The sequence below is a fragment of the Marinospirillum alkaliphilum DSM 21637 genome (genome assembly GCF_900119735.1).
In the GTDB taxonomy this organism is placed as follows: domain Bacteria; phylum Pseudomonadota; class Gammaproteobacteria; order Pseudomonadales; family Halomonadaceae; genus Marinospirillum; species Marinospirillum alkaliphilum.
This window is the reverse complement of sequence record NZ_FPJW01000008.1, coordinates 105,256-130,920: the sequence shown is the minus strand read 5'-3', so window position 1 is coordinate 130,920 and position 25,665 is coordinate 105,256. Positions and strand designations below refer to the sequence as shown.

28 protein-coding genes are annotated in these 25,665 nt (G+C 54.8%); 8 read left to right on the top strand and 20 right to left on the bottom strand.

The genetic code is table 11. The features are described 5' to 3' along the window. Positions 1–8 precede the first annotated feature (8 nt). Positions 9–893 carry a nucleotidyl cyclase domain-containing protein gene (locus BT114_RS11475; protein WP_072326635.1) on the top strand — a complete coding sequence of 295 codons (885 nt, stop codon included), beginning with the start codon at positions 9–11 and terminating at the stop codon, positions 891–893. After that, the gene (locus BT114_RS11470) at positions 890–1,888 is read left to right on the top strand and encodes a GGDEF domain-containing protein (RefSeq protein ID WP_072326634.1); all 999 of its coding nucleotides are present in this window, start codon (positions 890–892) and stop codon (positions 1,886–1,888) included. Before BT114_RS11475 ends, BT114_RS11470 begins: the two co-directional genes overlap by 4 nt. 41 nt (positions 1,889–1,929) lie before the next feature. Here the strand turns inward: BT114_RS11470 and BT114_RS11465 are convergent, their stop codons facing one another. Then, a complete protein-coding gene (locus BT114_RS11465) occupies positions 1,930–2,553 on the bottom strand; it encodes a flavin prenyltransferase UbiX (RefSeq protein WP_072326632.1) in 624 nt (207 codons plus the stop codon). Continuing rightward, positions 2,550–3,962 carry a UDP-N-acetylmuramate:L-alanyl-gamma-D-glutamyl-meso-diaminopimelate ligase gene (gene mpl / locus BT114_RS11460; RefSeq protein ID WP_072326630.1) on the bottom strand — a complete coding sequence of 471 codons (1,413 nt, stop codon included), beginning with the start codon at positions 3,960–3,962 and terminating at the stop codon, positions 2,550–2,552. Before mpl ends, BT114_RS11465 begins: the two co-directional genes overlap by 4 nt. 184 nt (positions 3,963–4,146) lie before the next feature. On the opposite strand from mpl, the gene BT114_RS11455 reads away from it, so the two are divergent. Continuing rightward, entirely contained in the window at positions 4,147–5,406 is a 1,260-nt protein-coding gene (locus tag BT114_RS11455; RefSeq protein ID WP_072326629.1) for a 6-phosphofructokinase, read from the top strand. A gap of 83 nt (positions 5,407–5,489) precedes the next feature. On the opposite strand, the gene acpS is transcribed toward BT114_RS11455, so the two are convergent. Beyond that, positions 5,490–5,867 carry a holo-ACP synthase gene (acpS, locus tag BT114_RS11450; RefSeq protein WP_218163505.1) on the bottom strand — a complete coding sequence of 126 codons (378 nt, stop codon included), beginning with the start codon at positions 5,865–5,867 and terminating at the stop codon, positions 5,490–5,492. Then, complete coding sequence (locus tag BT114_RS11445; protein ID WP_072326627.1) at positions 5,867–6,352, bottom strand: YajQ family cyclic di-GMP-binding protein; 486 nt, start codon at positions 6,350–6,352, stop codon at positions 5,867–5,869. Before BT114_RS11445 ends, acpS begins: the two co-directional genes overlap by 1 nt. 122 nt (positions 6,353–6,474) lie before the next feature. On the opposite strand from BT114_RS11445, the gene rfaH reads away from it, so the two are divergent. Beyond that, complete coding sequence (rfaH, locus tag BT114_RS11440; protein ID WP_072326626.1) at positions 6,475–6,963, top strand: transcription/translation regulatory transformer protein RfaH; 489 nt, start codon at positions 6,475–6,477, stop codon at positions 6,961–6,963. On the opposite strand, the gene BT114_RS11435 is transcribed toward rfaH, so the two are convergent. The 13 genes from BT114_RS11435 to rpoE all read right to left on the bottom strand — a co-directional run bounded on the left by BT114_RS11435 (position 6,941) and on the right by rpoE (position 20,358). After that, positions 6,941–7,858, bottom strand: a complete 918-nt coding sequence (locus BT114_RS11435) for a ketopantoate reductase family protein (RefSeq protein ID WP_072326625.1) — start codon at positions 7,856–7,858, stop codon at positions 6,941–6,943. The genes rfaH and BT114_RS11435 overlap by 23 nt on opposite strands. 1 nt (position 7,859) lies before the next feature. Then, the gene (locus BT114_RS11430) at positions 7,860–9,767 is read right to left on the bottom strand and encodes a coiled-coil domain-containing protein (RefSeq protein WP_072326624.1); all 1,908 of its coding nucleotides are present in this window, start codon (positions 9,765–9,767) and stop codon (positions 7,860–7,862) included. Beyond that, on the bottom strand, positions 9,764–11,185 hold the full coding sequence (locus BT114_RS11425; protein WP_245770436.1) for an AmpG family muropeptide MFS transporter: 1,422 nt from the start codon (positions 11,183–11,185) through the stop codon (positions 9,764–9,766). Before BT114_RS11425 ends, BT114_RS11430 begins: the two co-directional genes overlap by 4 nt. 13 nt (positions 11,186–11,198) lie before the next feature. Continuing rightward, complete coding sequence (pdxJ, locus tag BT114_RS11420; RefSeq protein WP_072326623.1) at positions 11,199–11,942, bottom strand: pyridoxine 5'-phosphate synthase; 744 nt, start codon at positions 11,940–11,942, stop codon at positions 11,199–11,201. 34 nt (positions 11,943–11,976) lie between these two features. After that, positions 11,977–12,699: a DNA repair protein RecO gene (recO, locus tag BT114_RS11415; protein ID WP_072326621.1), complete on the bottom strand. Its 723-nt coding sequence runs from the start codon at positions 12,697–12,699 to the stop codon at positions 11,977–11,979. Between the two features lie 5 nt (positions 12,700–12,704). Further along, positions 12,705–13,601: a GTPase Era gene (gene era / locus BT114_RS11410; RefSeq protein WP_072326619.1), complete on the bottom strand. Its 897-nt coding sequence runs from the start codon at positions 13,599–13,601 to the stop codon at positions 12,705–12,707. After that, complete coding sequence (rnc, locus tag BT114_RS11405) at positions 13,598–14,275, bottom strand: ribonuclease III (protein WP_072326617.1); 678 nt, start codon at positions 14,273–14,275, stop codon at positions 13,598–13,600. The genes era and rnc overlap by 4 nt, the downstream gene beginning before the upstream one ends. Positions 14,276–14,279: 4 nt before the next feature. Continuing rightward, positions 14,280–15,119 carry a signal peptidase I gene (lepB, locus tag BT114_RS11400; RefSeq protein ID WP_072326695.1) on the bottom strand — a complete coding sequence of 280 codons (840 nt, stop codon included), beginning with the start codon at positions 15,117–15,119 and terminating at the stop codon, positions 14,280–14,282. 21 nt (positions 15,120–15,140) lie between these two features. After that, positions 15,141–16,952, bottom strand: a complete 1,812-nt coding sequence (gene lepA / locus BT114_RS11395) for a translation elongation factor 4 (RefSeq protein WP_218163504.1) — start codon at positions 16,950–16,952, stop codon at positions 15,141–15,143. Between the two features lie 117 nt (positions 16,953–17,069). Beyond that, on the bottom strand, positions 17,070–18,497 hold the full coding sequence (locus BT114_RS11390; RefSeq protein WP_072326615.1) for a DegQ family serine endoprotease: 1,428 nt from the start codon (positions 18,495–18,497) through the stop codon (positions 17,070–17,072). Positions 18,498–18,512: 15 nt separating this feature from the next. Beyond that, a complete protein-coding gene (locus tag BT114_RS11385) occupies positions 18,513–18,956 on the bottom strand; it encodes a SoxR reducing system RseC family protein (RefSeq protein WP_072326614.1) in 444 nt (147 codons plus the stop codon). An 18-nt stretch (positions 18,957–18,974) separates the two neighbouring features. After that, entirely contained in the window at positions 18,975–19,655 is a 681-nt protein-coding gene (locus tag BT114_RS11380) for a sigma-E factor negative regulatory protein (RefSeq protein WP_084662190.1), read from the bottom strand. Between the two features lie 106 nt (positions 19,656–19,761). Then, positions 19,762–20,358 (bottom strand): RNA polymerase sigma factor RpoE, encoded by a 597-nt coding sequence (gene rpoE, locus BT114_RS11375; protein WP_072326610.1) that lies wholly within the window; start codon positions 20,356–20,358, stop codon positions 19,762–19,764. A 188-nt stretch (positions 20,359–20,546) separates the two neighbouring features. On the opposite strand from rpoE, the gene nadB reads away from it, so the two are divergent. Next, positions 20,547–22,172 carry an L-aspartate oxidase gene (nadB, locus tag BT114_RS11370; protein ID WP_072326609.1) on the top strand — a complete coding sequence of 542 codons (1,626 nt, stop codon included), beginning with the start codon at positions 20,547–20,549 and terminating at the stop codon, positions 22,170–22,172. Positions 22,173–22,186: 14 nt separating this feature from the next. On the opposite strand, the gene BT114_RS11365 is transcribed toward nadB, so the two are convergent. After that, positions 22,187–22,570, bottom strand: a complete 384-nt coding sequence (locus BT114_RS11365) for a hypothetical protein (RefSeq protein ID WP_072326607.1) — start codon at positions 22,568–22,570, stop codon at positions 22,187–22,189. Then, the gene (locus BT114_RS11360; RefSeq protein WP_072326605.1) at positions 22,530–22,844 is read right to left on the bottom strand and encodes an FAD assembly factor SdhE; all 315 of its coding nucleotides are present in this window, start codon (positions 22,842–22,844) and stop codon (positions 22,530–22,532) included. The genes BT114_RS11365 and BT114_RS11360 overlap by 41 nt, the downstream gene beginning before the upstream one ends. 217 nt (positions 22,845–23,061) lie before the next feature. Between BT114_RS11360 and ihfB the strand changes: the two genes are divergently transcribed. The 3 genes from ihfB to lapB all read left to right on the top strand — a co-directional run bounded on the left by ihfB (position 23,062) and on the right by lapB (position 24,931). After that, positions 23,062–23,352 (top strand): integration host factor subunit beta, encoded by a 291-nt coding sequence (gene ihfB / locus BT114_RS11355; protein WP_072326603.1) that lies wholly within the window; start codon positions 23,062–23,064, stop codon positions 23,350–23,352. A 64-nt stretch (positions 23,353–23,416) separates the two neighbouring features. Continuing rightward, complete coding sequence (locus BT114_RS11350) at positions 23,417–23,722, top strand: LapA family protein (RefSeq protein ID WP_072326602.1); 306 nt, start codon at positions 23,417–23,419, stop codon at positions 23,720–23,722. 27 nt (positions 23,723–23,749) lie between these two features. Next, positions 23,750–24,931 carry a lipopolysaccharide assembly protein LapB gene (lapB, locus tag BT114_RS11345; RefSeq protein WP_072326600.1) on the top strand — a complete coding sequence of 394 codons (1,182 nt, stop codon included), beginning with the start codon at positions 23,750–23,752 and terminating at the stop codon, positions 24,929–24,931. Here lapB and pyrF read toward each other — a convergent pair. Beyond that, positions 24,909–25,598: an orotidine-5'-phosphate decarboxylase gene (gene pyrF / locus BT114_RS11340; protein WP_245770435.1), complete on the bottom strand. Its 690-nt coding sequence runs from the start codon at positions 25,596–25,598 to the stop codon at positions 24,909–24,911. The two genes, lapB and pyrF, sit on opposite strands and share 23 nt — an antisense overlap. Positions 25,599–25,665: the final 67 nt, after the last annotated feature.

The window sequence follows — 25,665 nt, the reverse complement described above, 5'->3', positions numbered from 1 at the left end:
GCCAGTCAATGGCATGCAGCCTTTTTGTGCTGCTCGCAGGCTGGCATTTCCATATCGGGTGGTATCTGGCCGCCTGCCTATACCTGGCAGGCGCACTATCCCTTGCGAATCTTTTACTTCCACGCACATTATTCACCGGCAAATCATTCAGCAGTAAATCAATCAACAACAACCATCAACAAGCTTTTGCTTCCGGGGCTCTTGCCCTGTACACCCTGCTGGCGCTGCTGTTATTGGTGCAAGATCTGCACCTGGACTCATTAACCCATCTCAGTATCCATCTGGTATTCCCTTTTCTGGCTTTTGCCCTGCTACCTTTTCGCGCGGCGCTTTTTTACATCCTGATTTTTGCTGTCACCGCCAACCTGCTGCTGATGCTGCAACTGGAAGGCACCCTGCGCGCAGCCTACCTGATCGGCTTCTGGATCACTGTGCTACTGAGCAGTTTATACAGTTTCACTCACCAGTTGCGGCAACAACGACTGCAAGAACAGCTCAACCGCGACCCGGATACACGGCTGTACAATCCCGAACAATTACTGAAAGACCTGCACAAGGAACTGGAGCGTGCGCAGCGAGAAGCCACTGGATTAGGTTTAATCCTGCTGCAGCAACAGAATGACAAGCAGTTTGATCTGCCAACCGCACAAACTGTATCCCGCTGCCTGTCCAGCTATGAAGGCCTTTACAGCATCAGTGAAAACCGTCTTTGCGCCCTGATCCCACTGGGTAGCGCTGAGCAACTGCAAGACCGTACTGAAACGCTGCGCCAGAACCTCCCTGATCTGCTGATTGATCAACACCTGTGCAGCGCCTCAGATAACCCGGAAACCTTGTTTGAACTCAGTCGCAGACCAGGCCTGACAAACGCCATGAGTGAGGCCAGCGCATGAGATCAGAGTTCAACCAGTCACTGAGACGCGTTGCCGCCAACCTCTACCTGGTTCTTGGTTGTGGTCTGGCCTTGCTGGCCACCCAGGTTTATCTGTCCGGTTATTACGAAGCCATACTCTTGCCCGCTCTGTTAACACCGGTCTTTTTTGGTCTGGGCATCCTACGCTGGCAATCCGGCACTCATTTCAGATACGACCCTGCAGCCATCACTGCGCTGGTTTGTTTGGGTGGCTTCCTGTTACTGCAACCAGAAAGCCTGACAGATTTCACACAATGGCATTTTGTGGGCCTGTTTTATCCATTACTGGCTTTTTATTTATTACCTAACACTGCCGCACTGGCCTTTAGTCTTTTATTACTAGCAGGTTTGCTGCTGCTGCGACTGGAGCAACATCCAACCGATGAAGTAATGCTGTTTATTGCACACTACCTGCTATTAATGCTGATGGCTTGGGTTTATGGCATCAGAACCAGAAACCGTACTTATTATCTGGAACAACTGGTTGGTCAGGACAGTGTCACGGGCTTTTTTAATGCTCGTCAGTTACGCACCAGCATCCAGGCTGAAGTCAGCCGTGCGCGCACCACTCAAAAGCCACTGGCCCTGTTACTGGTAGAACTGCATCAATACCCGGAAATTCGCCATGAACTGGGACAGACAGCAGCCCATCACTTCATCAGGGAGGCAGCCCACATCTGCAGGCTGAACTGCCGCGCGGGTGATGAAGCCTATCGTTATGACCGCCAGACACTGCTGATCTTAATGCCCAACACCACCATCAATGGTGCACTGGTGCTGCGCGCCCGGCTTTACCAGCATCTGTTGCGAGAACTGATTTGTGACGCCGGCCCACTGGACAGCACCATCACCCCACTGGTGTTGCAACCGGGTGAAAATGCCGAAGCCTTCTGGCAAAGAATTGGTGACAGCTGTTATCACTCGCTCAGTGACCGGGTAGAAGACAATCTGCAAGCGAAAAGCACAGACTCCTGACTCAGAAGTCCAGAGTTAAAGCCCAGAATCAAGAACTCAGATCAAGGCTCACCCCAGCGGGGCATCAGCTGCTGCTCCAGACCCAATTGATCCAGTATCCGCGCCACCACAAAATCCACCATGGCTTCCACACTTTCCGGACGATGATAAAATCCGGGGCTGGCCGGCATCACCACTGCACCCATCTGGGTGAGTTTCAGCATCTGCTCCAGATGCACCTGGTGCAAGGGCATTTCCCGCATCACCAGCAACAACTGACGCCTTTCCTTCAATGCCACATCCCCGGCACGCTCAATCAGATTATTGCTGGCACCGGTGGCCAGTGCTGATAAGGTGCCACCGGAACAAGGACAGATCACCATGCTGGATGCTGCCCCGGAGCCCGATGCTGCTGGTGCAAACCAGTCCTCACGACCATAGGCCTGAACCTTGCCGGGTAAAGCGGCATAACGCTGATTCAATACCTCAGTCAGACGCGCTGCATTGGCAGGTAGCTGTTCATCGGTTTCAGTTTCAATCACCAGATGGGCAGCCTTTGAAATCATCAGATCCACCTGGCAACCCTGAGCCAACAGGCACTCCAACAGCCGTAAGCCATACTGCACACCGGAAGCCCCGGTCAATGCCAGAGTAATACGACGCACACCCGTCACTGCAGGGCTCATGCACCCACCTCCTGCCCATTAACCCGATTCGCTTGCTGCAAGGCAGCCAACACCTGCTGATGCAGGCCACCAAAACTGCCATTACTCATCAACAACAGGTGGTCGCCTGGCTGCACCTGATCTACCAACCAGCGGCACAGCTGCTGCAGATCGGTGAAGTTTTCTCCGACACCCAACTCTGCCGGAGACCAGCTCATCTGTGGTGATTGATACCAACAGACCTGATCAGCTACCTTCACGCTATCCGGCAAAGCCTGACGCAGGGTACCCAGCCTCATGGTATTGGAGCGCGGCTCAATCACTGCAAACAACCGGCCACTGCAACCAGGGCGCGCCCCGGCAAGGGTGGTGGCAATGGCGGTGGGATGGTGAGCAAAATCGTCATACACCCTGACACCGACCACTTCTCCCACCAGCTCCATACGCCGTTTCACACTGCGAAATTCACTTAAAGTCGGCAGCACAGCCTTAACATCCACGCCCACATGGCGAGCAGCCGCCAGTGCTGCCAGAGCATTACTGATGTTGTGATCACCCGTCAGCTCCCAGTGCACCTCACCAAGAACCCGTCCCCGATGCAACACAACAAAACTTGATCCGGCCTGATCCAGCTTCCGTGCTTGCCATTCAGCCGCCTGAACCGCTGGTTGATCCTGCGTGTTCAGTAATCCAAAATCTTCCCGCTCACTCCAGCAGCCTTGTTCCAGCACTGTTTGCAGGGCGGTATCCTGCTGTGGATAAATCACACGTCCACTGCCCGGCACCAACCGCATCAGATGGTGAAACTGCCGCTGGATAGCTACCAGATCCGGAAAGATATCCGCATGATCATATTCCAGGTTATTCATAATCAGTGTGCGGGGGGTGTAATGAACAAACTTGGAGCGCTTGTCAAAAAAGGCCGTGTCATATTCATCGGCTTCAATCACAAAAAAAGGCGTCTGTCCCAGACGGGCCGATACACCAAAGTTACCCGGCACCCCCCCGATCAGAAAACCCGGTGACATCCCGGCCGCTTCCAAAATCCAAGCCAGCAAACTTGCCGTGGTGGTTTTGCCGTGCGTACCCGCCACAGCCAGCACCCAACGCGGCTCCTGCTCACTGCCACGCAGCAGATGATCATGCAGCCATTGTGGACCAGAGGTGTAAGGCAGGCCGGACTCCAGCAAGGCTTCAACACAGGGCAGCCCTCGTCGCATCACATTACCGACCACCACCAGATCCGGCGCAAAATCCACTGGCGAGTAATCAAACCCTTCATGCAGGGTGATACCAGCAGCCTGTAACTGGTCACTCATCGGCGGATACACCTGCTGGTCAGAACCCGTCACCTGATGCCCCAGTTCACGCGCCAGAATGGCCAGTGACCCCATAAAAGTACCGCAGATACCCAGAAAATGAAGATGCATGACTTGCTGTTCCTGATCAAAGATGCCTCTGCCCGGCAGTCTAGCATGCCGGAATCAAAATCGGTGGGCGAGTCACAAACAGCCCATGCACTGCCTGAAGGAATCCGGTAAAATGCGCGGTATTTTTGAGCCATGTTGCACAGCAACAAGCCACCACCAACCCAAAGCAGGAGCTTTTCTTCTTATGGCGAAGCAAAACGCCTTTTATGCCCAGTCCGGCGGCGTAACCGCAGTCATCAATGCCAGTGCCTGTGGCGTGATTGAAACCGCCCGCCAGCATAGCGATCAAATCGGTACTGTTTATGCTGGTCGCAACGGCATCATTGGTGCACTAACCGAAGAACTGATTGATACTTCCGTACTCTCAGATGCTGAAGTTGCAGCCCTGCGCCATACTCCTGGCGGCGCTTTTGGCTCCTGTCGTTACAAACTCAAGGACATTGAAACCCACCGCAGCCAGTACGAGCGGCTGATTGAAGTGTTCAAGGCCCATGACATCGGTTATTTCTTCTACAATGGTGGCAATGACTCTGCAGACACCTGTCTGAAGGTCTCTCAACTGGCTGAGTCCATGGGTTATCCGCTGAAAGCCGTACACATCCCCAAAACCGTCGACAACGACCTGCCAGTGACTGACAACTGCCCCGGTTTTGGCTCAGTGGCAAAATACATTGCTGTTTCCACCAAAGAAGCTGCACTGGACATTGAGTCCATGTGTGCCACTTCCACCAAGGTGTTTATCCTGGAAGTGATGGGTCGCCATGCCGGTTGGATTGCCGCTGCCGGCGGCCTGGCAGGTCGGGGCGAAGGTGAACCCCCGCATCTGATCATCTTCCCGGAAATCCCCTTTGACCGCGGCACCGTGATGGCTCGCGTGGATGACTGTGTGAAGAAGTATGGTTACTGCGTGATCGTCATTTCCGAGGGTGCACGCTACGCGGATGGCACCTTCCTGGCTGATGCCGGTACCACCGATGCCTTTGGCCATAAACAACTGGGCGGTGTAGCGCCAACCCTGGCAGGCATGGTCAAACAGGATCTGGGATACAAATACCACTGGGCCGTGGCAGACTATTTGCAGCGCTCTGCACGCCACCTGTCCTCGGCCACGGACGTTGCCCAGGCTTACGCCGTAGGCAAGGCCGCCGTAAAACTGGCGCTGGAAGGCAAGAACTCGGTAATGCCTACCATCCTGCGTACCAATGATGCGCCCTACCAGTGGGAGATCGGTGAGGCCTGCCTGTCTGATATCGCCAATGTTGAAAAATTCATGCCGCGTGATTACATCACTCCGGATGGTTTTGGCATTAGCGCCCTGGGCCGCCAGTACCTGGCTCCGCTGATTCAGGGTGAGGACTTCCCACCCTACAAGGATGGCATGCCGCAATACATTCGCCTGCAGCATAAACTGGTCAGCCGGAAGTTACCGGATTTCCAGCCCTGATTGATGGGTGTACAAAAAAGGCCGCCTGCAGCAGGTGGCCTTTTTTTATACTGAAGAGTCCCACGTAACCAGCAACGCCCCCATCACCCTTCCAGCACCACAAAAGCCAGTGCCATGTCCCTTTCATCAGAAATCGACAGATGAATCTGCTGCACACCCATGGCTGCAGCCAGCTCAGCGGCTTTTCCAGACAGCTGCAGCAAGGGTTTACCAAGGGCATCATTACTGACTTCCAGCTGCTGCCAGCTCAAGCCATCCCGCAGACCGGTACCCAGCGCCTTGAGCAAGGCTTCTTTGGCAGCAAAGCGTTTTGCCAGATAAGCAGCCGGACTGGCCGCCTGCTGCATGGCTTGCTGTTCTGTCGGAGTCAGCAAGCGCCGGGCAATGGCATCACCACGACGCTGTAGCAATGCCTCAAAGCGTTCTATCCTGGCCAGGTCCGTTCCGATTCCCAGCAGCATCAGTCGCGGAAATTGATGAACTGCAGTGGCATTTCCAATCCGGCACCTTTCAGCAGCGCAATCACTTCCTGCAGATCATCCCGCTTCTTGCCGGTCACCCGCACCTGATCACCCTGAATCTGCGCCTGCACCTTTAACTTGGCATCCTTGATCATTTTAACGATCTTTTTAGCCAGTTCAGTTTCGATGCCCTCGCGCAGTTTCACTGGCATACGCGCAGTCTTGTTGGCTTCTTCCACCTTGCCTTCTTCCAGGCAGGCAATGTCAATGCCCTTGCGAATCAGCTCGGCCTGCAGAATTTCCAGCATTTGTTTGACCTGAAACTCGGCTTCGGCATGCAGCACAACATCGTTTGCGCCGGACTGCTCAAAACGGGCATTCACACCCTTGAAGTCAAAACGGTTACCCACCAGACGATTGGATTGATCAATGGCGTTGGTGACCTGATGTTTATCGAGCTCTGAAACCACGTCAAAAGACGGCATAACCACTCCAGCAAAAAATGAAAAGGTTGGTCATTATAACGCCAGTGATCCAGGATCGGATAAAATCTTGCATCCAGGCAGCCATGGCGTTAAGGTGCGCGGCTTGATGTTGAGGAGCAACCATGTCAGAACGCAGCTGGTATGTGATTCAGTGCAAGGCCAGAGAGTCTTTCCGAGCCACTGAACACCTTCAGAATCAGGGATTTGAAGTGTTCCATCCCTTTATTCAGGTGGAAAAAATTCGTCAGGGTAAATTAACCCTGATGGACGAACCCCTGTTTCCCTATTACCTGTTCATCCATCTGAGTGACGTGACCGACAACTGGCGTCCCATCCGCTCCACCCGGGGTGTGCTGAAACTCCTCACCTTTGGCAATCAACCCTTGCAGGTGGATGAACAACTGATCGATCAACTGCGTCAGCGGGTACAGCCAGAACCGGAACACCTGCTTAAAGCCGGTGACCCACTGTTGATTGAGGAAGGGCCTTTCAAGGGCTTAAAAGCCATTTTTGAATGCCACAAGGGTGAAGAAAGGGTCATTCTGCTGCTGGATCTGTTGCAGAAACAGCAGCGTGTTGAGCTGCCACTCAGCGTGGTTCGGCCTGCCTGACCTGTTGATACAGGGCTTCATGCGTCGGCAAGCGTAATTGCAGCGGCCGCGCCACCTTTAACAGCGTACCGGTGATGTAATCAATTTCGGTACTGCGCCCCGCTTCAATATCCTGCAGCATGGATGAACGGTTGGCCGCTGTGGACAGGATCACCTGTTCAATGCGGGCAGCCAGACCGCCCTCCGGCTCGGCAATGCCAAGACGTCGAAACACCTGCAGCAGCTCCTCACACAAGGCCTGCACCTGAGGACGAAAATCCCGACCGGCCAGGGCACCATTTTCAACCCGGTGTACGGCAGTCAGTGGGTTGATCACCGCATTAACGGCCAGTTTATGCCATAACACCGGACGAATCGGCTCGACTACCTCGGCATCCAGCCCGGCGGTGGTCAAACGGCTCACCCAGCCGGATGATGCCTGGTGTGATGGACCACTCCAACGACCCAGCAAGGTTTTGCCCTTGCCAGCATGCACCACCGCACCCGGCTGTTTTAAATAGGCTCCTTCTGTAACACTGGCCGCCAGCAAGGTCTGCCCGGGTTGCAGCAAGTCTGCCACCTCGGCCTGACTGCCCAGGCCATTTTGCAGCATCAGTATTTCAGCATCTGCGGTCAGGTGAGGTAACCAGCGCTGCAGCGCTGCAGCAGCCTGAGTGGCCTTGGTGGCCAGCAGCAGCCTGCTGATCTGCAACTCCGGTGTCGGCTGACTGATCACCCGCATGAACAAGCGTCGCGGCAAAGCGGCCTCACCTTCCTGCAAGGTCACACCCAGGCCTAAAAAACCCGCCTGCTCAGGTTTGACCAGCAGGGTTACCGGGCGACCCGTGCGTGCCACCCGAGCAGCATAAAGCAAACCCAGTGAACCGGCTCCGAGTACACAAAGGGTATTTTCCATTTTATCCCAGCTCCTGACGGGCTTTAATCAAGGCTTTGTACCATTCCCGGCGTGGTGCTGCCACTATCGGGGGGCGCAAACTCAGAAAGCTCACCGGTGTATTGGCTGACGTTGCCTCATAGTTGGACAAGAGATCCAGCATCTGTGGACGGGCACCATAGGCATCGATCAAAAAGTTTCGTGCTTCTTCGGTCAGATCCACCCGGTAATGGCGCACCAGTGCCACCGCCAGCCTTTCTGCTGCATGACGCATGTCCTGTTGCACTTCACGGGCCATGGCAGAACCCAGCGCAGCCTTTTCAGCCGCACTCATGTCCGGTTCCAGCCCACCCAGATAGGTGGCATTGGTGGCATTCAGACCCCGTTGAATCGCCGGGCGTGACAACTGAATATGAGGCTCCAGCGCCAGCGCCACTTCAACTGCCAGCTCTCGTGCACCTTCCAGGGTTAACGGGCGGGAGCGCCCATCCCGACGCGTGAAAAAACGCCGACCGCGTTTTTCCAGCTGTGCACCCTGCAGGTAGTTGACCAGGTGCTGGCAGACTTCCACCTTCTGCTCATCACTGAGGGACACCACCTTTTCCAGTATCCGCAGACCACGACGCCCTGGCCCCAGTTGCAACTGGCTGGCTGCATCACCAAAACGCTCAGCCAGATGGTTCCAGTCATCGGAGGCTTCCAGCAAGGTGGCATGTGCCTTGCCCAACTGCTGATAACCCTGCCTTGCTGCTTTATAAAGATTCAGTGACTTGGCCAGTACATCAGCCTTGGTGCGTAACACCGAAAGACTATCCAACTGGCGATGACGCGCTTGCCGGGCCAACTGCTGCACTTCACCAGCCAGGCGATCCAGCAACTCTTCAATCCGGCTGATCAGTTCCTGTGCTGAAAGACCATTGGGCAACTGCTCATGGGTAGCTTCATCGGTTTCCACCAGAAAACCGGCCAATGCCCGCATGCGGTTACTGCCACTGGCCTGAGCAATACGGTACTGGCTGCGACTGTTTTCCAGTTCATCCAGCGCCTTGGCCAGTTTCCACTGCCCGGAATAACTGAAGATCAGCATCGGGATTTCGCGACCATTGATCAGCTCAAAAGCCAGAATCAGCATTTCCTCAACATCCTGCAGGGTCATCAGCAGCAGGTTGTCTTCTTCAATGGCAGCCAGCACCCGCTCAATGAAAAACTCATCTCTGGGAACCCCCTTTTCCAGTTGGGGGGCTTCACCACTAAAACGCTCACGTAACACACTGGCAGCCTCTGGAGAAACCTCCTGCAATTCGGTCAGTGCATTTTCAATGCGCTCCCGGTACTGGCGGTTAAAGTCACGCACGCGTGAATAAAGCCCGGCCCGGCGATAGGTTTCAATACGGCCAAGAATACGTGCCAGCTCACTGTCACCGGTCAGTTCCTGAGCAGCAAAAGCCACACCGTCGGGAGTCAATTCGATACGGCGTAGCAACTGCAACGCGGCTTCACGCTGACGGGCTTCTTCTTCAAAACTTTCTACTATCAGATCACGCACCGCCAGAATCAGGTCTGCCAACTTGTCGATGGCCTCACTGACATCCTGCTGGGCCTGTTCTTTCACATGCCCACGGGTCATGTCATAAACCACCTTGGCCAGAAAGGCGATCAGACCGGACAGCACCGTAAAGAAGAAGAAATAAACCAGGGTCTGGGTGGGTGGCGGTTTACCATAAGCAAGGAAAAAACCACCGTAGAGCCCCAGCAGCGTGACTGGACCGGCTGTCCAGATGATGCTGAGCAGGTTACGCATCCAGTGCACACGATGCACCACACGGCTGATGCGTTCAATCTGCTCATTACCCTCACGATCCAGCGATACCCGTGCGCGCAACTCTTCCCGCTCACGCCTGGCTCGATCAGAAAAAGGCCACCAGTTCACCGGCCACCTCCAGGCGTATTCGACTCCAGCTCATTCACCGGCATTGGCTCACTCATCGGACTAGTTGCTGCTTTTGCATCGGGTGACGGGAAATAGCACATCAACAGCCACAACAGCGGCAACCCCAGCAAGGCAATCACTGCCGTCAGCATAAAAAACACCGCCCAATCACCATCCAGGCTATCCACCATCCAGCCACTGGAAGCGGATAACCAGATGCGTGCCAGATTCCCCAATGAAGCCAGCAGTGCATACTGGGTAGCGGTATAAGCTGAATTGCACAGGCTGGATAAATACGCCACGAAGGCCACGGTCACCAGTCCGGTGGTGAAATTGTCTGAAGCCAGCGCCACAATGAACACCAGCGTGGACTGGCCGGACACTGCCAGCCAGGAGTAGGTCAAATTGGTCGCAGCAGTGGCCAATCCGGACAGAAACAGTGCCTTCAGCAGACCAATACGCGCCACCAGAATGCCGCCCAGCAGTACCCCAAAGATATTGGCGGCCAGCCCGTATACCTTGGCCACTTCGGCAATTTCAGTCAGTGAAAAACCCAGCTCCCGGTAAAACACACCGGACATGCGCCCCAGCAGGGCATCACCCAGCTTAAAGATAAAAATAAAAGCCAGTATCAGTATCCAGCCACGGCGACGGGTAAACTCAGCAAAAGGTGCCAACAGGCTGACATAAATCCAACCCAGCACCTGACGTAGTTGCTGGGGCAGATGACGCCAGCGATCCAGATGCGCCAATGCACGGGACTCTTCAGCCAGGGTTTCAGCCGAAGGTGGACGATGGGGCTCCGGGCTCATCAACACCGCCGCCATACCAATCAACAGGCCAGCCGCCAGCACCATATAGGCCACATTCCAGCCAAAATACTGCGCCAGATACAGGCCCCCGGCTGCACCAACCAGTGTGCCGCCAAGATGCCAGCCCCAGATGGCGGCAGCCGAACCGGCGCCATACTGATGGGGTTCCAGTACTTCGATGCGGTAGGCATCAATCACGATGTCCTGGGTGGCCGACAGAAAGGTCACAAACAACACCGCCAGGGCCACCAGCAGCAGGTTTTCTTCCGGACGGGTCAAGGACAGCAACAGGATGGCACCGATCAACAGGGTCTGGGTGAAGAGTGCCCAGCCACGTCGACGCCCGAAACGGGCCGTGAACCATGGCAGGCGCAAACGATCCACCAAGGGTGCCCACAGAAAGTTGATGGCATAAGGCGTGGCAGCCAAGGCAAATAAACCGATTTCAGTGCGACTGACACCAACATCGCGTAACCAGATCGACAGGTTGGAAAACACCAAGGGTGCCGGCAGGCCACTGGAAAAACCCAGCACCAGCAGCGTCAGCATGCGCCGGTCCCGGTAGGTGGCAGTCCAACTGTTGATCCTTGCCCTTAATGAGGTCACCAATGACTCCTGTTCAGCGGGCGCGGGTAGCGGCTTCCAGCATGATGGCTTTCATTTCCCTGACGGCTTCAGACAAACCGGTGAAAAGGGCACGGGCAATAATGGCATGGCCAATGTTCAGCTCATTCAACCCGGCAATTTCAGCAATCGCCTGCACATTGTGGTAGTGCAGACCATGACCGGCATTCACCACCAACCCCTTGCTCAGCGCATAAGCGGTGGCTTCACGGATGCGCTGTAATTCAATTGCCTGCTGCTGCGGGTCTTCAGCATCCGCATATGCGCCGGTGTGTAATTCGATGGTGGGGGCACCGGCGGCAACCGTGGCATCGATCTGGCGCGGATCGGCATCAATGAACAGCGACACATCACAGCCCACGGCGGCCAGGCGCTGGCAAGCTGCAGTGATACGCTCCTGTTGGCCCGCCACATCCAGTCCCCCCTCGGTGGTCAGCTCTTCACGTCGCTCCGGCACCAGACAGACATGGGCAGGGCGCAGGCGTTCGGCGTAATCCAGCATGAAGTCGGTAACTGCCATTTCAAAGTTCATGCGGGTCTGCAGTACCTGCTGAATCAGCTCAACATCCCGCTCCTGAATATGGCGGCGATCCTCCCGCAGGTGCAGGGTGATGCCATCCGCACCCGCCTGTTCTGCCAGCTGTGCAGCCAGCACCGGATCGGGATAACGGGTGCCGCGAGCCTGACGCAGGGTGGCAATGTGATCAATGTTGACTCCAAGCAATAAGCGCTGGCTCATGCAAAACTCCGTGGCACAGGGAAAAATTGGGGGGTTATTCGCTGGTCGATTTTTTCATCTGACGAAAGAGTTGTCGACTCTGCAGCGGCTTGTTGCCCAGTAAAGGGGCCAACAACTGGCGCGTCAAGGTTTTTGCAGCCTGACGCGTGCGCTTGTCACGCCAGTCATCTGTGGCAATGGCTTGCAGGCAATCACCCGGCAGCAGGGCGGCAGATGTTTCCTGAGTGGCTGGCACAGCCAGAAAACCCTGCTCCGGCACCCAGCGATACCAGGCATCAGCTTGCAATACATGACCTTGTGTGCAACTGAACACCGGGGCCTGCCCCAGCTGTTCCAGCAGACTGAGCTCCAACCGTCGCAAGGCGGGTTCACGCTGCTGATCATCCTTTAACAGCTCCAACAACAGGGAGTAGTCACGAAACACCTGAGAACAGGGCAAACCAGGTAACAGCAGACGCCCCAGCAGCTCATTGGCATAAAGTGCACAGATCAACGCTTCACCCTGCAACCAATGCGGTGCAGCAGTAGCCTCCAGGCCAATCAGGGTTTTTAATTCATGCTGGCCGGAAAGGCGCACCAACAAAGGGGTATGAGGTTGCAGCAAGGCACGGTAACGGCTTTTGCGGGTACGGACACCCCGCACCAGGGCGTCCACTCGTCCGTCTTCCAGAGTCAGCAGCCAGGCCAGCGCACTGGTTTCGCGATAAGGCCGGGCATGCAGCAGCCAGGCCGGCTGGAAGTCACTGGCCTGTAGCATGAGTGTTAATCCAGTCCGGTGTAACCCAGGCTTTTAAGGGCACGGTCATCATCTGACCAATTGCTTTTGACCTTGACCCAGAGATTTAACATCACTTTGGTTTCAAAGGCTTTTTCCATATCCAGGCGCGCATCACGGCCAATCTGTTTGATCTGCTCGCCCTTATCACCAATGATGATTTTTTTCTGGCCTTCACGCTCCACCAGAATCAGTGCATGGATATGCAACACATGACCCTGCTGACCGAACTTTTCAATTTCCACCGTGGTGGAATAAGGCAGCTCTTCGCCCAGTTGGCGCATGATTTTTTCCCGCACCAGCTCTGCAGCCAGAAAACGGGAGCTGCGATCCGTCACCTGATCTTCCGGATAAAAGTGCTCCCCTTCCGGCAGACGCTGTTCTGCCTCCTGCATCAGGGCTTCCACCTGATCACCCTGCTTGGCAGAAATTGGAATGATCTGATCAAAGTTGCGCTTTTGGCTGACTGCTTCAATAAAAGGCAGCAGACTTTTTTTGTCTTCCAGCCAATCAACCTTGTTGATGGCCAGAATCACCGGGCACTTCACAAACTCCAGGCGCTTTAATACCAGATCGTCCTCTTCCGTCCACTTGGTACGGTCGATCAGGAAAATCACCACATCCACATCGCGTAATGCCTGACTGGCTGCATCATTCATATAACGATTGATGGCCTTGTCGCGGGTCCCTTGTGCCAGATGCATACCGGGTGTATCCACCCAGATGGACTGCACTTCACCTTCGGTGCGAATACCAAGAATCTGGTGACGCGTGGTTTGCGGTTTTTTACAGGTAATACTGATTTTCTGACCAAGAATGCGGTTCAGCAGGGTGGATTTGCCAACATTGGGCCGCCCCACCAGAGCGATGTATCCACTTTTCATTTGACCTCCAGGGCCTGCAGGGCTTTTTCAGCGGCTTCCTGTTCGGCAAAACGACGACTGGCACCAATGCCCAGCGGGCGGTAATCCAGTTGATCAATCATGCATTCCACGGTGAATACCTGGGCATGGGCTTCACCTTCCACACTGATCACTTCGTAACGCGGCAAGGGTTGCTGACGGGATTGCAGGTATTCCTGCAAACGTGTCTTGGGATCTTTCTGGGTATCACTCAGTGTCATGCCTTCCAGGCGAGGTGCAAACCAGGCCAGTACCCGCTCACGCGCAGCGTCCATACCGGCATCCAGATAAATGGCACCAATCACGGCTTCCAGTGCATCGGCCAGAATGGATTCCCGGCGGTAACCACCGCTTTTCAGCTCACCGGAACCCAGTCGCAGGTAATCACCCAGTGCAAACTCACGGGCCACTTCAGCCAGGGTTGCCCCCTTTACCTGCCGTGCGCGCAGCCGGGACAATTGCCCTTCCCGTGCTTGCGGAAACCGATGATATAGGTCTTCGGCAATCACAAAGTTAACAATCGAGTCACCCAGAAACTCCAGGCGCTCATTATTGTTGTTGCCATGACTGCGATGGGTCAGCGCCAGCTCCAGTAGACGGGTGTCACTGAAAGGATGCCCCAGGGCGCGGATCAAAGGCACAAGATTTGGTTTCACTCAATCACTCTATTCTGCGAACGTCGCTAAAGCGCGGCAGGCTCAAGAAATTCGGCCAGTGCATCCACACGGCTACCGCCTTGCCCACCAGTGTCTGTTCAGGCACAAAACCCATCACCAGGGGTGCTCCACGCTGATTTTCATAACCCGGAACAATCAGGCAGCCGGTTTCGGCATGGGGTTGACCCTGACACCAGAAGCGGCTGTCATTGCTGTGATCACGGTTGTCACCCATCACAAAATAATGACCTTCTGGTACCAGGATTTCCGGAAAATCAAAACTGCGTGCAGGGTAATTGTAGACCTTATAATCCACACCACTAAAACTTTCCTGCAGCAGCCATTCACTGGGGGCATCCACCGGGTAACGCTCCAGCAGCTCACGCGCTACAGGTTCACCGTTAATGTATAACTGTTTGTCGACATAACTGATGCGATCACCGGGCACACCAATCACGCGCTTGATGTAGTTCAGGCGCTCATCCAGCGGATAACGGAATACCGCCACATCACCAGGCTGCGGGTCACCCACTTCCAGTACACGGGTATGTACCACCGGTAAACGTACGCCGTAACTGTACTTGTTGACCAGGATGAAATCACCGATCTTCAAGGTTGGCAGCATCGAGCCTGAAGGAATCTGAAAAGGCTCAAACAGGAACGAACGCAGCACCAATACCAGCGCCAGCACCGGGAAAAAGGAGTTGGAATATTCCACCACCAGACCGGGTTTGCCATCACCAAAGGTATCTTTTTTACGTTTTTTTCTGAAAACCAGCAGATCCAGCAACCACACCACACCAGTAAACAGGGTGCCCAGTACCAGTAACAAGGAAAAATCCAGATGCATTGGTTTGTCCGTTTATCAGTTATCAACCTGCAACACAGCCAGGAAGGCATCCTGAGGGATTTCTACCTTACCAACCTGCTTCATGCGTTTTTTACCTGCCTTCTGTTTTTCCAGCAGCTTTTTCTTACGGGTGGCATCACCACCATAACACTTGGCTAAGACGTTTTTGCGCAGTGCTTTAACCGTAGAACGCGCAATAATCTGACCACCCAGAGCAGCCTGAATGGCCACATCAAACATCTGGCGTGGAATCAGTTCCTTCATCTTCTCAACCAGCGCCCGGCCCTTGTTGGGAGCCAGATCCCGGTGCACAATCAAGGCCAGAGCATCCACCTTCTCACCGTTGATCAGGATATCCAGGCGCGCAAGGCTGGCCGTTTCAAACCGATCAAAACTGTATTCCAGCGATGCAAAACCCCGTGAAGCCGACTTCAGGCGATCAAAGAAGTCCAGCACCACTTCTGCCATCGGAATGTCATACACCAGCTGTACCTGGCTACCCAGATACAGCATGTCCTTTTGTACACCACGTTTTTCGGTACAGAGCGTAATAACTGAACCAACCATTTCCTGTGGCGTCAGGATGGTACAGCGGGCAATGGGCTCACGCATCTCGGCAATACCTGCCGGGTCTGGCATGCGAGTCGGGTTATCCACCTGCACCACATCACCATTTTTCATCACCACCTGATAACTCACCGTTGGCGCAGTGGTCAGCAGATCCAGGTCGTATTCACGCTCCAGTCGCTCCTGAATGATTTCCATGTGCAACATGCCCAGGAAACCACAACGGAAACCAAAACCCAATGCTTCCGAGGAGTCCGGCTCATAAAACAAAGAAGCATCATTCAGTGACAGTTTTTCCAGAGCTTCACGGAAATCTTCAAAATCATCGGAAGACACCGGGAACAGCCCGGCATAAACCTGGGGTTTAACCTTTTTAAAACCTGGCAGGCGCTCCACATCCGGCGTTTTGGCATGGGTGACTGTATCACCCACCGGAGCGCCATGAATTTCCTTGATACCCGCCACCAGAAAGCCTACTTCTCCGGCACGCAGAATATTGGTTTCCACCCGCTTGGGCGTAAAAATACCCACACCATTGGCATCCCACTGTTTGCCGGTGGATTTGATCAGGATTTTATCGCCTTTTTTCAGGGTACCGTTTTTGATGCGAACCAGTGACACCACACCCAGATAGTTATCAAACCAGGAGTCGACTATCAGTGCCTGCAAAGGTGCATCCGGATCCCCTTCCGGTGGTGGAATCTGAGTCACCAGGCGTTCCAGCACTTCCTGAATACCCAGACCACTCTTGGCAGAACAACGCACAGCGTCGGTGGCATCAATACCAATGATTTCTTCAATCTCTTTGGTCACTTTTTCCGGATCAGCCTGTGGCAAGTCCATCTTGTTGAGGACCGGCACAACTTCCAGTCCTTGTTCGATGGCGGTGTAACAGTTGGCCACCGACTGGGCTTCCACCCCCTGACCGGCATCCACCACCAGCAGCGCACCTTCACAGGCAGCCAGCGAACGGGATACCTCATAAGAAAAGTCAACGTGGCCGGGTGTATCAATAAAGTTCAACTGATACACCTGACCCGACTGGGCGGTGTAATTGAGTGTGACACTCTGGGCTTTGATGGTGATACCGCGCTCACGCTCCAGATCCATGGAGTCCAGCACCTGTTCTTTCATCTCCCGATCACTCAGTCCTTCACAGAACTGGATAAAACGGTCAGCCAGCGTGGATTTGCCATGATCGATATGGGCGATGATGGAGAAATTGCGGATATGCTCGAGTCGGCTCACGTTCACCTGCATCCGGATAGAGTCAAAAAATATTGAAGGTGCTGCCGCTGAATAAACAACGACAACACCCGAAAAAAGTGCGGCAAAGTCTACCTGATTCGCAGCAGCAAGAGAATCACTAACCGCGGCTTATTCAGCGATACGCAACGCCACAAACTGCGGACTGCCGCGACGCATCAGCCGTACAGCAATGGACTGGTTGGCGGGTAATTTCTTCACCAACTCAGCAAACTGGGCGGGTGAGCGTATATCCTGACCACCAATGGACACCAGCACATCACCCTGACGGATACCTGCCTGGGCAGCTGGACTGCCACTGCGTGCCTCAACCACCTGCACACCATTCTCAATCGACCAACGCTCTTTCAGCGCTGCTGGCACTGCTTCAACACGCAGTCCAAGGCGGTCTGCAGCGGCTGGCTCGGGGGAGCCACGACCGGAACGTACCACCTGTGGATCATCCGGACGCTCACCCACAGCAAAGTTCAGGGTGCGCTGACGCCCATCACGCAGAACCACAAAACGCCCCCTTTCGCCCGGCTGGATTCGACCCACCGCAGGCGGCAAGTCAGAAGAGCGCTCAATGGTCTGACCATTCACTTCCAGAATGATGTCACCAGCACGAATGCCACCACGAGCACCAGGTCCTTGCGGATCAACATTGGCAATCAGTGCCCCCTGGGGTTTATCCAGACCAAAGGATTCAGCCAGATCACGACTGACATCCTGAATCACCACACCCAACCAACCACGGCTGACACGCCCCTGCTCACGCAACTGCTCAGCCACTTCCAGCGCCACCTGCATCGGAATCGCAAAAGACAGGCCCATAAAACCGCCTGAACGGGTGTAAATCTGTGAGTTGATGCCGACCACTTCACCCTGCAGGTTAAACAGTGGGCCACCCGAGTTACCGGGGTTAATCGCTACATCGGTTTGAATAAACGGCACATAGGTTTCATTCGGCAAGGCACGCCCCTTGGCACTGACAATCCCGGCTGTTACCGAGTGGTCAAATCCAAAGGGTGAACCGATCGCCAGCACCCATTCTCCGACCTTTAACTCATCGGAATTGCCAATTTTCACTACCGGCAAACCACTGGCATCAATCTTTAACAGTGCCAGATCGCTGGAGCGATCACTGCCCACCAGCTCAGCCACCAACTCACGGCGATCACTCAGACGAACAATCACTTCGTCAGCATTTTCCACCACATGATTATTGGTCAGGATGTAACCATCCTCGGAAATGATAAAGCCTGAACCCAGCGATTGACGGCGTTGTTCACGTGGCTGCTGGCCAAAACCTTCCGGCATTTCACCAAAAAAGTGGCGAAAGATATCAGGCACATCTGCCGGTGGAGCAATACCGGGACCCGAACGGCGTTGTGCGGTTTGTGTGGTACTGATGTTCACCACAGCCGGTGCAGCCTGCTCCACCAGCTCAGTGAAATCCGGCAGACTGCGGGCCTGAAGTGAAAAAGAAATCAGTGACAGACAGGCCAGTGACAAGGCGACCGGCAACAGGCCGCGGAAAGGGCTTTTTTGCTTCAACATGGATTCAGCTCCAGTTCATTCCGTCAATGACGATGATTCCGGTTCAATTCGATGCAACAGCGTCAGCACTGGTGCACGGGCCAAACGCCTGGCCAGCCATAAACCAGCCAACAACCCGACCAGCGCCAACAAGCCTGTCAGCAGTGCACCAGCACCCAGCATCTCAGCCACCAGGGCCAATAGCAGCAGGGTTAAAAGCGGCAACACAAACTGCAGCAAGGCGGCACGGTGCAGACCAGCAGCATCCATGGCCAGCAATACACGATCACCGGGTTGCAAAATTAAAGCGGTGGGTAGAGTTAACAGGGGCGGCGCACGTAACAACCAGCGTGCCAGCAAGCCCTGTCCACAACCACCGGCCAGACTACAGGATGAGCAGCCGCTGGCTGCACAGGCACGAACCTGAACCTGACCAGCAGCGACAGCTACCACCTCAGCCTGTTGCGTGACCTGTTGCATTGCGGCCGCCTGGTGCAATCAGCGTGGTGCTGTCACCTGCTGCACGGCCTGTGGACCGAACAGAGGCAGGAAAGTTTCCTTTTCTGCTTCGCAGGGTTGCAGCCGGGAAGGTTCAGCAGAAAAGTTAACCAGAGAAAATCCACTCAAGGGTTGCGCCACCTGACTGGAAAAAGCCGGGGAATAACTGGCCGGTAGTGTCAGCGGCTGAAAATCCTGAGCGGCAACCGGAGCAGCTGCCGGTGCAGTCAGCGGATCACTGCCACTGTTGAAAATCTGCACGCCAGTAATCACCAACAAGGCGACTGATGCTGCCAGTGCAGAGCCTCGGAACCACTGTCCACGATCCAGGCGTTTTTCAGAAACGGATGCAGCAACGGGGGCTGGATCAGCTTGCTGCACCTTGCTTTGAAAAGCGCCTAAATCACTGGCAGCACCAGCGTCAGTATAAGGAATGTCTTCTTGCAGCAACGCTTGCATGACTGCCGAAGAAATATCAACCTGTGCTGCACTGGAGTCTTTAAGGTTGCGCAACTCACCGCGCATCACACCCTGAGCAAGGTGATAACGGCGCCACTTGGCACTGAGTTGTTGACTGGTTTCATCAGAGGCCTGCATGGCATTCAGCAGGCGGGGCAATTCCAAATCATCACCGGCACCATCCATCACGGATGAAAGAGACTGGTGCAATTTTTCTGTCATGCCGCTTTACCTCAATTGATCAAAAAGCAGTTTTGTTCCGGTTCTTCCTAGACAGCCAGTAAAGCAACAGGTTTCATGGCTGCAAAGTTTTTTCCGTATTTTTTTATCAGTCAACCAATTCAGGGCCATCCAGCAAGGGTGCAATGGCCTTGTCGATCGCTTCCCGAGCACGGAAAATACGTGAACGGACGGTCCCCACAGGGCATTGCATCACTTCGGCAATCTCTTCATAACTCAAGCCTTCAAATTCACGCAGGCTGATGGCTGCCTTGAGATCATCCGGCAGGCGATCAATGGTGGCAAAAATGCGCTCTTCCAATTGATCACGCATCAGATTGGCTTCCGGAGAATCGCTGTCTTTTAAAAGACTGGATACTCCCAGATTCTCGGCATCATCAACGTCAACATCGGACCCCGGCGGTCGGCGACCACGGGATACCAGGTGATTCTTGGCAGTATTGATGGCAATGCGGTACATCCAGGTGTAAAAGGCACTTTCTGCGCGAAAGCTGCCGAGCGCACGATAAGCCTTGATGAACGCCTCCTGGGCGACATCCTGCATTTCATGATGATCCTGAACATAACGCCCAACCAGCGCAATGATCTTGTGCTGGTACTTTTTCACCAGAAGGTCAAAAGCCCGCTTGTCGCCCTTCTGCACTCGTTCGACCAATCGCTGGTCTGTTTCCCTCGCGCTTGTCATTCAGGAACTCCAGGTGAATCCGCAAAAAACCTTCCTGCAAAAACCTTCAGGCCTGTAAAAAAACCTTTCAGTCAGGATCAGGGCTTGCCAGACGGGCTGAAAGCCTTATACCTTAGCATGACAACACTTTATCAAGAAGCCCGGAAGCCGCTGTATAATAACAGGGTTTTCATGAGGAATACCCACTGATGCCACTTCCCCCCAGTTTTGATGTAATCATCATCGGCAGCGGTGCCGCCGGCATGACGGCGGCCCTGCATCTGGCCACCGAACACCGGGTTGCACTGCTCAGCAAATCCGGCCTTGGGCAAGGCTCCACCCGCTGGGCACAGGGCGGTATTGCAACCGTAGTGGACCCGGAAGATTCACTGGAAGCCCATGTTGAAGACACCCTGATTGCCGGAGCCGGACTCTGCCACCGGGATACTGTTGAGCAGGTGGTGGCGGAAAGCCGTAAAAGCATTCAGTGGCTGATTGATCAGGGTGTACCCTTCACGCCTGCGGAAACCCACAGCAACCTGATCCAGCGCTGCGACTCCAGCCCGCTGCCCTATCATTTAACCCGTGAAGGTGGCCACAGCCACCGCCGCATCCTGCATGCAGATGACGCCACAGGGCTGGCCATCACCGAAACCCTTGTTGCCAGGGTACGCGCCAACTCCAATATCAGCGTGTATGAAAATCATGTGGCAGTGGATTTAATCACCCGCCACAAACTTGGACTGGCACAACAGGCCTGTGTGGGTGTTTATGTACTCGACAATGCCACCAGCCAGGTACAGGCACTGGCCGCGCGCAGTGTCATACTGGCTACAGGAGGCGCCAGCAAGGTTTATCTGTATACCTCCAATCCGGATGGCAGCTCCGGTGACGGCATTGCCATGGCCTGGCGTGCGGGTTGCTCAGTGGCCAATATGGAATTCAATCAGTTCCACCCCACCTGCCTCTACCACCCCAGAGCGAAAAGCTTTCTGATCAGCGAAGCCTTGCGCGGTGAGGGTGCAAGGCTGATTCTGCCCGATGGCCAGCCCTTCATGCATCGTTTTGATGAGCGTTGTGAACTGGCACCGCGAGATGTTGTGGCCCGCGCCATCGACCATGAAATGAAGCGCCTGGGTCTGGATCATGTTTATCTGGACATGAGCCACAAGGATCCAGACTTTATCCGCAGCCACTTCCCAACCATTTATCAGCGCTGTCTGGAATACGGTATCGACATGGCGCGTGAACCCCTGCCAGTGGTACCCGCTGCCCACTACACCTGCGGCGGCGTGGTCACCGATCATCACGGGCGCACGGAAATCCCAGGCCTTTATGCCATTGGTGAATGTGCCTTCACCGGTCTGCACGGTGCCAACCGCATGGCCAGCAACTCACTGCTGGAATGTGTGGTGTATGGGCGCCTTGCGGCTGAAGACCTGCTGCATAAGCTACCGCAGATGGAAGCACCACCACAGCTACCCGTCTGGGATGAAAGCCAGGTGACCGACTCCGACGAAGATGTGGTGATCAGCCACAACTGGGACGAAATCCGCCGCTTCATGTGGGATTACGTTGGTATCGTTCGCACCGATAAGCGCCTGGAGCGAGCACTGCATCGCATCAAGCTGCTGCAGTCAGAAATTCATGACTACTACTCCAACTACCGCATCAGCAATGATCTGCTGGAGTTGCGCAACCTGGCCACAGTGGCTGAACTGATTATTCGTTCGGCCTTGTTACGCAAGGAAAGCCGGGGCTTACACTACACCCTGGATTACCCGCAGCAAGCGGCTGAAGCGCGTGACACACTACTGACACCAGCACGCTGGTAAATGTGCAGGGCGGTTTAATGCTTCAAAAGCACACGCAGCTGATGGTGCTCAGCTGCGCTGACCGCATCCGGCCAGAGTATCCAGGGCCAGACCCCACGCCGAAACACCAGCCAGTGACGACTGCGCCAGAGCAAGGGTAAGGGAACAGGCTGGCTGACACCCTGACGATCGGTGAGCCACACCTCTTGCTCGTCCACTTCGAGCAACACCGGGGCCAGAGGACCAAAGTCCCGATACCAGTGCCAGATACCCAACAACAAGGGCAACAACACCAGCGTGTCCGAGATGGGATGAGGATGCAGCAGGCAGGCCAGCAACAGCCCGCCATAAACCAGTGGCAGCAGACTGCGACCCAGATCAGAGGCCTTTAAACTGATCGAGACTGCCGTTTTCGGCATGCTCAATAATCCGCTGCACGATCGGCTGCAATGAAGCATCAGTAACAGGCTCTCGACGCATCAGCCAGACAAACAGATCCTGGTCCTCTTCTTCCAGCAAACGGCGGTAATCAGCCTGCAAGCCTTCATCCAACCGGTCATAACAGCTATCCAGAAAAGGCACCAGCAACAGGTCCAACTCCCACATACCACGGCGACTGTGCCAATAAAGGCGCTTGCGCTCGGGGTTTTCGGAAGTAACAGGGGTGGCGTCGGTTGAGGGGGTTGGGGTCATATCAGTCTCAGCATTCTGCGTTGATCCGGAAAACAGGGGTCAAGTCTAAGCGCAAAACAACACACAGACCATAGCATCCCCGTTTCTTTTATCTAAGCACTTGTTTGCAAGCAAATTATTGTGTATTGCACAAAAGGCCACTATGCTAGCGGAATCGTAGAACAAAGACTGTCAACTGTTTCTCCTCAGACCAGCACCCAGACACGGAGTGAAGGGCATGACCAAGTCAGAGCTGATTGAACAGATCGCCATGAAAAAGACCAACCTGAGCATCAAGCAGGTTGAATCTGCCGTCAAACTTTTGCTGGACCACATGACGGAAACCCTGGCCACAGGTGGCCGAGTTGAAATCCGTGGTTTTGGCAGCTTTTCCCTGCACTTCCGTGAGCCGCGACGGGGCCGTAACCCGAAAACGGGTGACAGTGTGCAACTGGACGGCAAGTACGTTCCCCACTTTAAACCCGGTAAAGAACTGCGGGATCAGGTAAACGGTATTACTGAATCCTGACAACTGCCCTTTTCCGCTCAATGTATCCGGGACCAGGCAGTTCCCGGAAATCTCCAGGACCGGCATGCAATTATTCAGATCACTCTTCACCTTTCTGATGATCCTGGCCCTGTTGGTGCTGGGCATCTGGTTTACGCTGCGCAACCAGCAGCAGGTGCCACTGGATTTGCTGTTTATACGCCTTCCGGAAAACAGCCTGGCGCTATGGCTGATTCTCAGTTTGATTGCAGGTGTGCTGCTGGGCAGCCTGTTGATGCTGCCCTGGCTGACCCGCTGCAAGGCACGCATCCTCCAACAGGAACGTCAACTGAAGCTGCAGAAAGAGGAACTCCATAAATTGCGCACCCTGACACTCAAGTCACCGGATTAAAATCGCCACCAACAGACCCTCTCTATCATGCCACTGGAAATCCTGTTCTTCTCACTGCTGTTTCTGGCACTGGCCGTCGGCTGGTGGCTGGGTCGGCGTGAGCGACGCAACAGGTTGCCCCCCCCCGGCACGACAGGCGAACTCAGTCGCGACTATTTTGTTGGCCTTAACTACCTGCTGAATGAACAGCCCGATGAGGCCATCGAAACCTTTGTTCGCGCCCTGGAGGTCAACTCCGACACCATTGAAACCCACATTGCCCTTGGCAACCTGTTTCGCAGCCGCGGCGAATCAGATCGAGCCGTGCGGGTTCACCAGAATCTTTTTGCCCGTCCCAGCCTGAGTCGTGATCAGGCGGCACGGGTCCAACTGGAACTGGCGAGAGACTTCATGGCTGCCGGCCTGCTGGACCGTGCCGAACGCCTGCTCAGTGAGTTAAAAGACAACCCGAGCGAAACAGGCCAGGCCAGTCAGTTGCTGCTGATTGATCTTTATGAAAGAGAAAAAGAATGGCAAAAGGCCATTCACGCCATTTCTCCGGCGCTGTTGCGTGACAACCCGCGCCTGAAAAAAGCGGCTGCCCACTATGCCTGTGAACTGGCCAGTCAACTCTTGAGTAAAAACAACTTTGTCGCGGCCCGCAAACAGTTAAAACAGGCCAATGCTTTTGATGCCAGCTGCATCCGCGCCACCTTGCTGATGGCTCAACTGGAACTGCAAAGCGGCAGTGCCAAAGCCGCCATCCGCATCCTGCTACGGATACCTGAACAAGACCCCGCCTATATTCCAGCCATGCTGCAAACCCTGGCCGATGCTTACCGCTTGCTGGATCAGCCACGTGAATTCATGGCAACGCTGGAAAAGCTGTTATCCAGCCACCAGTACACGTCAATACTGATTCATCTGGCTGAAACCCTGCGCAGCCAGGGGCAGCATCAGCAAGCTTTGGAAAAGGTGGACCATCACATGCGTCGGCAGGTGTCCCTGAAAGGGGTCGACTACCTGATGGATCTCTACTTGCATCAGGCAGCCGGTGAAGAGCGCGCCCATCTGCTGACGCTACGAAACCTGACCAACCAGCTACTGGAGCGTAAACCGGAGCACCAGTGCCACAGTTGTGGCTTCCAGAGCCAGCAGCTTTATTGGCAGTGCCCCAAGTGTCGCGAATGGGGTAGCGTCAAACCGATTATCGGGGTAGAAGGCGAGTAATATCCCTTAATACCTGACCCGGGTCTGCTGCACGACTGATCGGGCGACCGATCACCAGGTGTGTGCTACCCGCTGCCATGGCAGCTTCCGGTGTCATGATGCGTCGCTGATCACCCACCTCACTGTCAGCAGGTCGGATACCCGGCGTCACTTTCAGAAAATCACTGCCCAGAGCATCACGCAATATACTGGCTTCCTGCGCAGAACAAACCACCCCATGCAGGCCTGAATCACGGGTCAGACGCGCCAGGTGCAACACCTGTTCCTGCAATGGACGAGTTACCCCTGTTTCCTGCAGATCATCAGGACTCATGCTGGTCAGTACAGTCACTGCAATCAAGCGGGTTGGCAACTGGTGCTGCTCCAATACCTCACCCGCAGCCTCCATCATGCGACGCCCGCCACTGGCGTGCACATTCACCATCCACACCCCCTGTTCTGCCGCAGCCAGCACTGCCTGGGCACAGGTATTGGGAATATCGTGGTACTTCAGATCCAGAAACACTTCAAATCCCCGGCCGTGCAGAGCCTTGAGTATCTCAGGGCCACAACGGGTAAACAGCTCCTTACCGACCTTGACTCGGCACAGCGCTGGATCCAGCTGATCAACCAGTGCCAGAGCCTGATCAGAAGAAGGAACATCAAGTGCAACAATGACTGGGCTCACCACATTTCTCCAGAGTGTCAGCAAACGAATCACAAAGATTATAACAGTGCTGGTTTGTTGCGTCTTA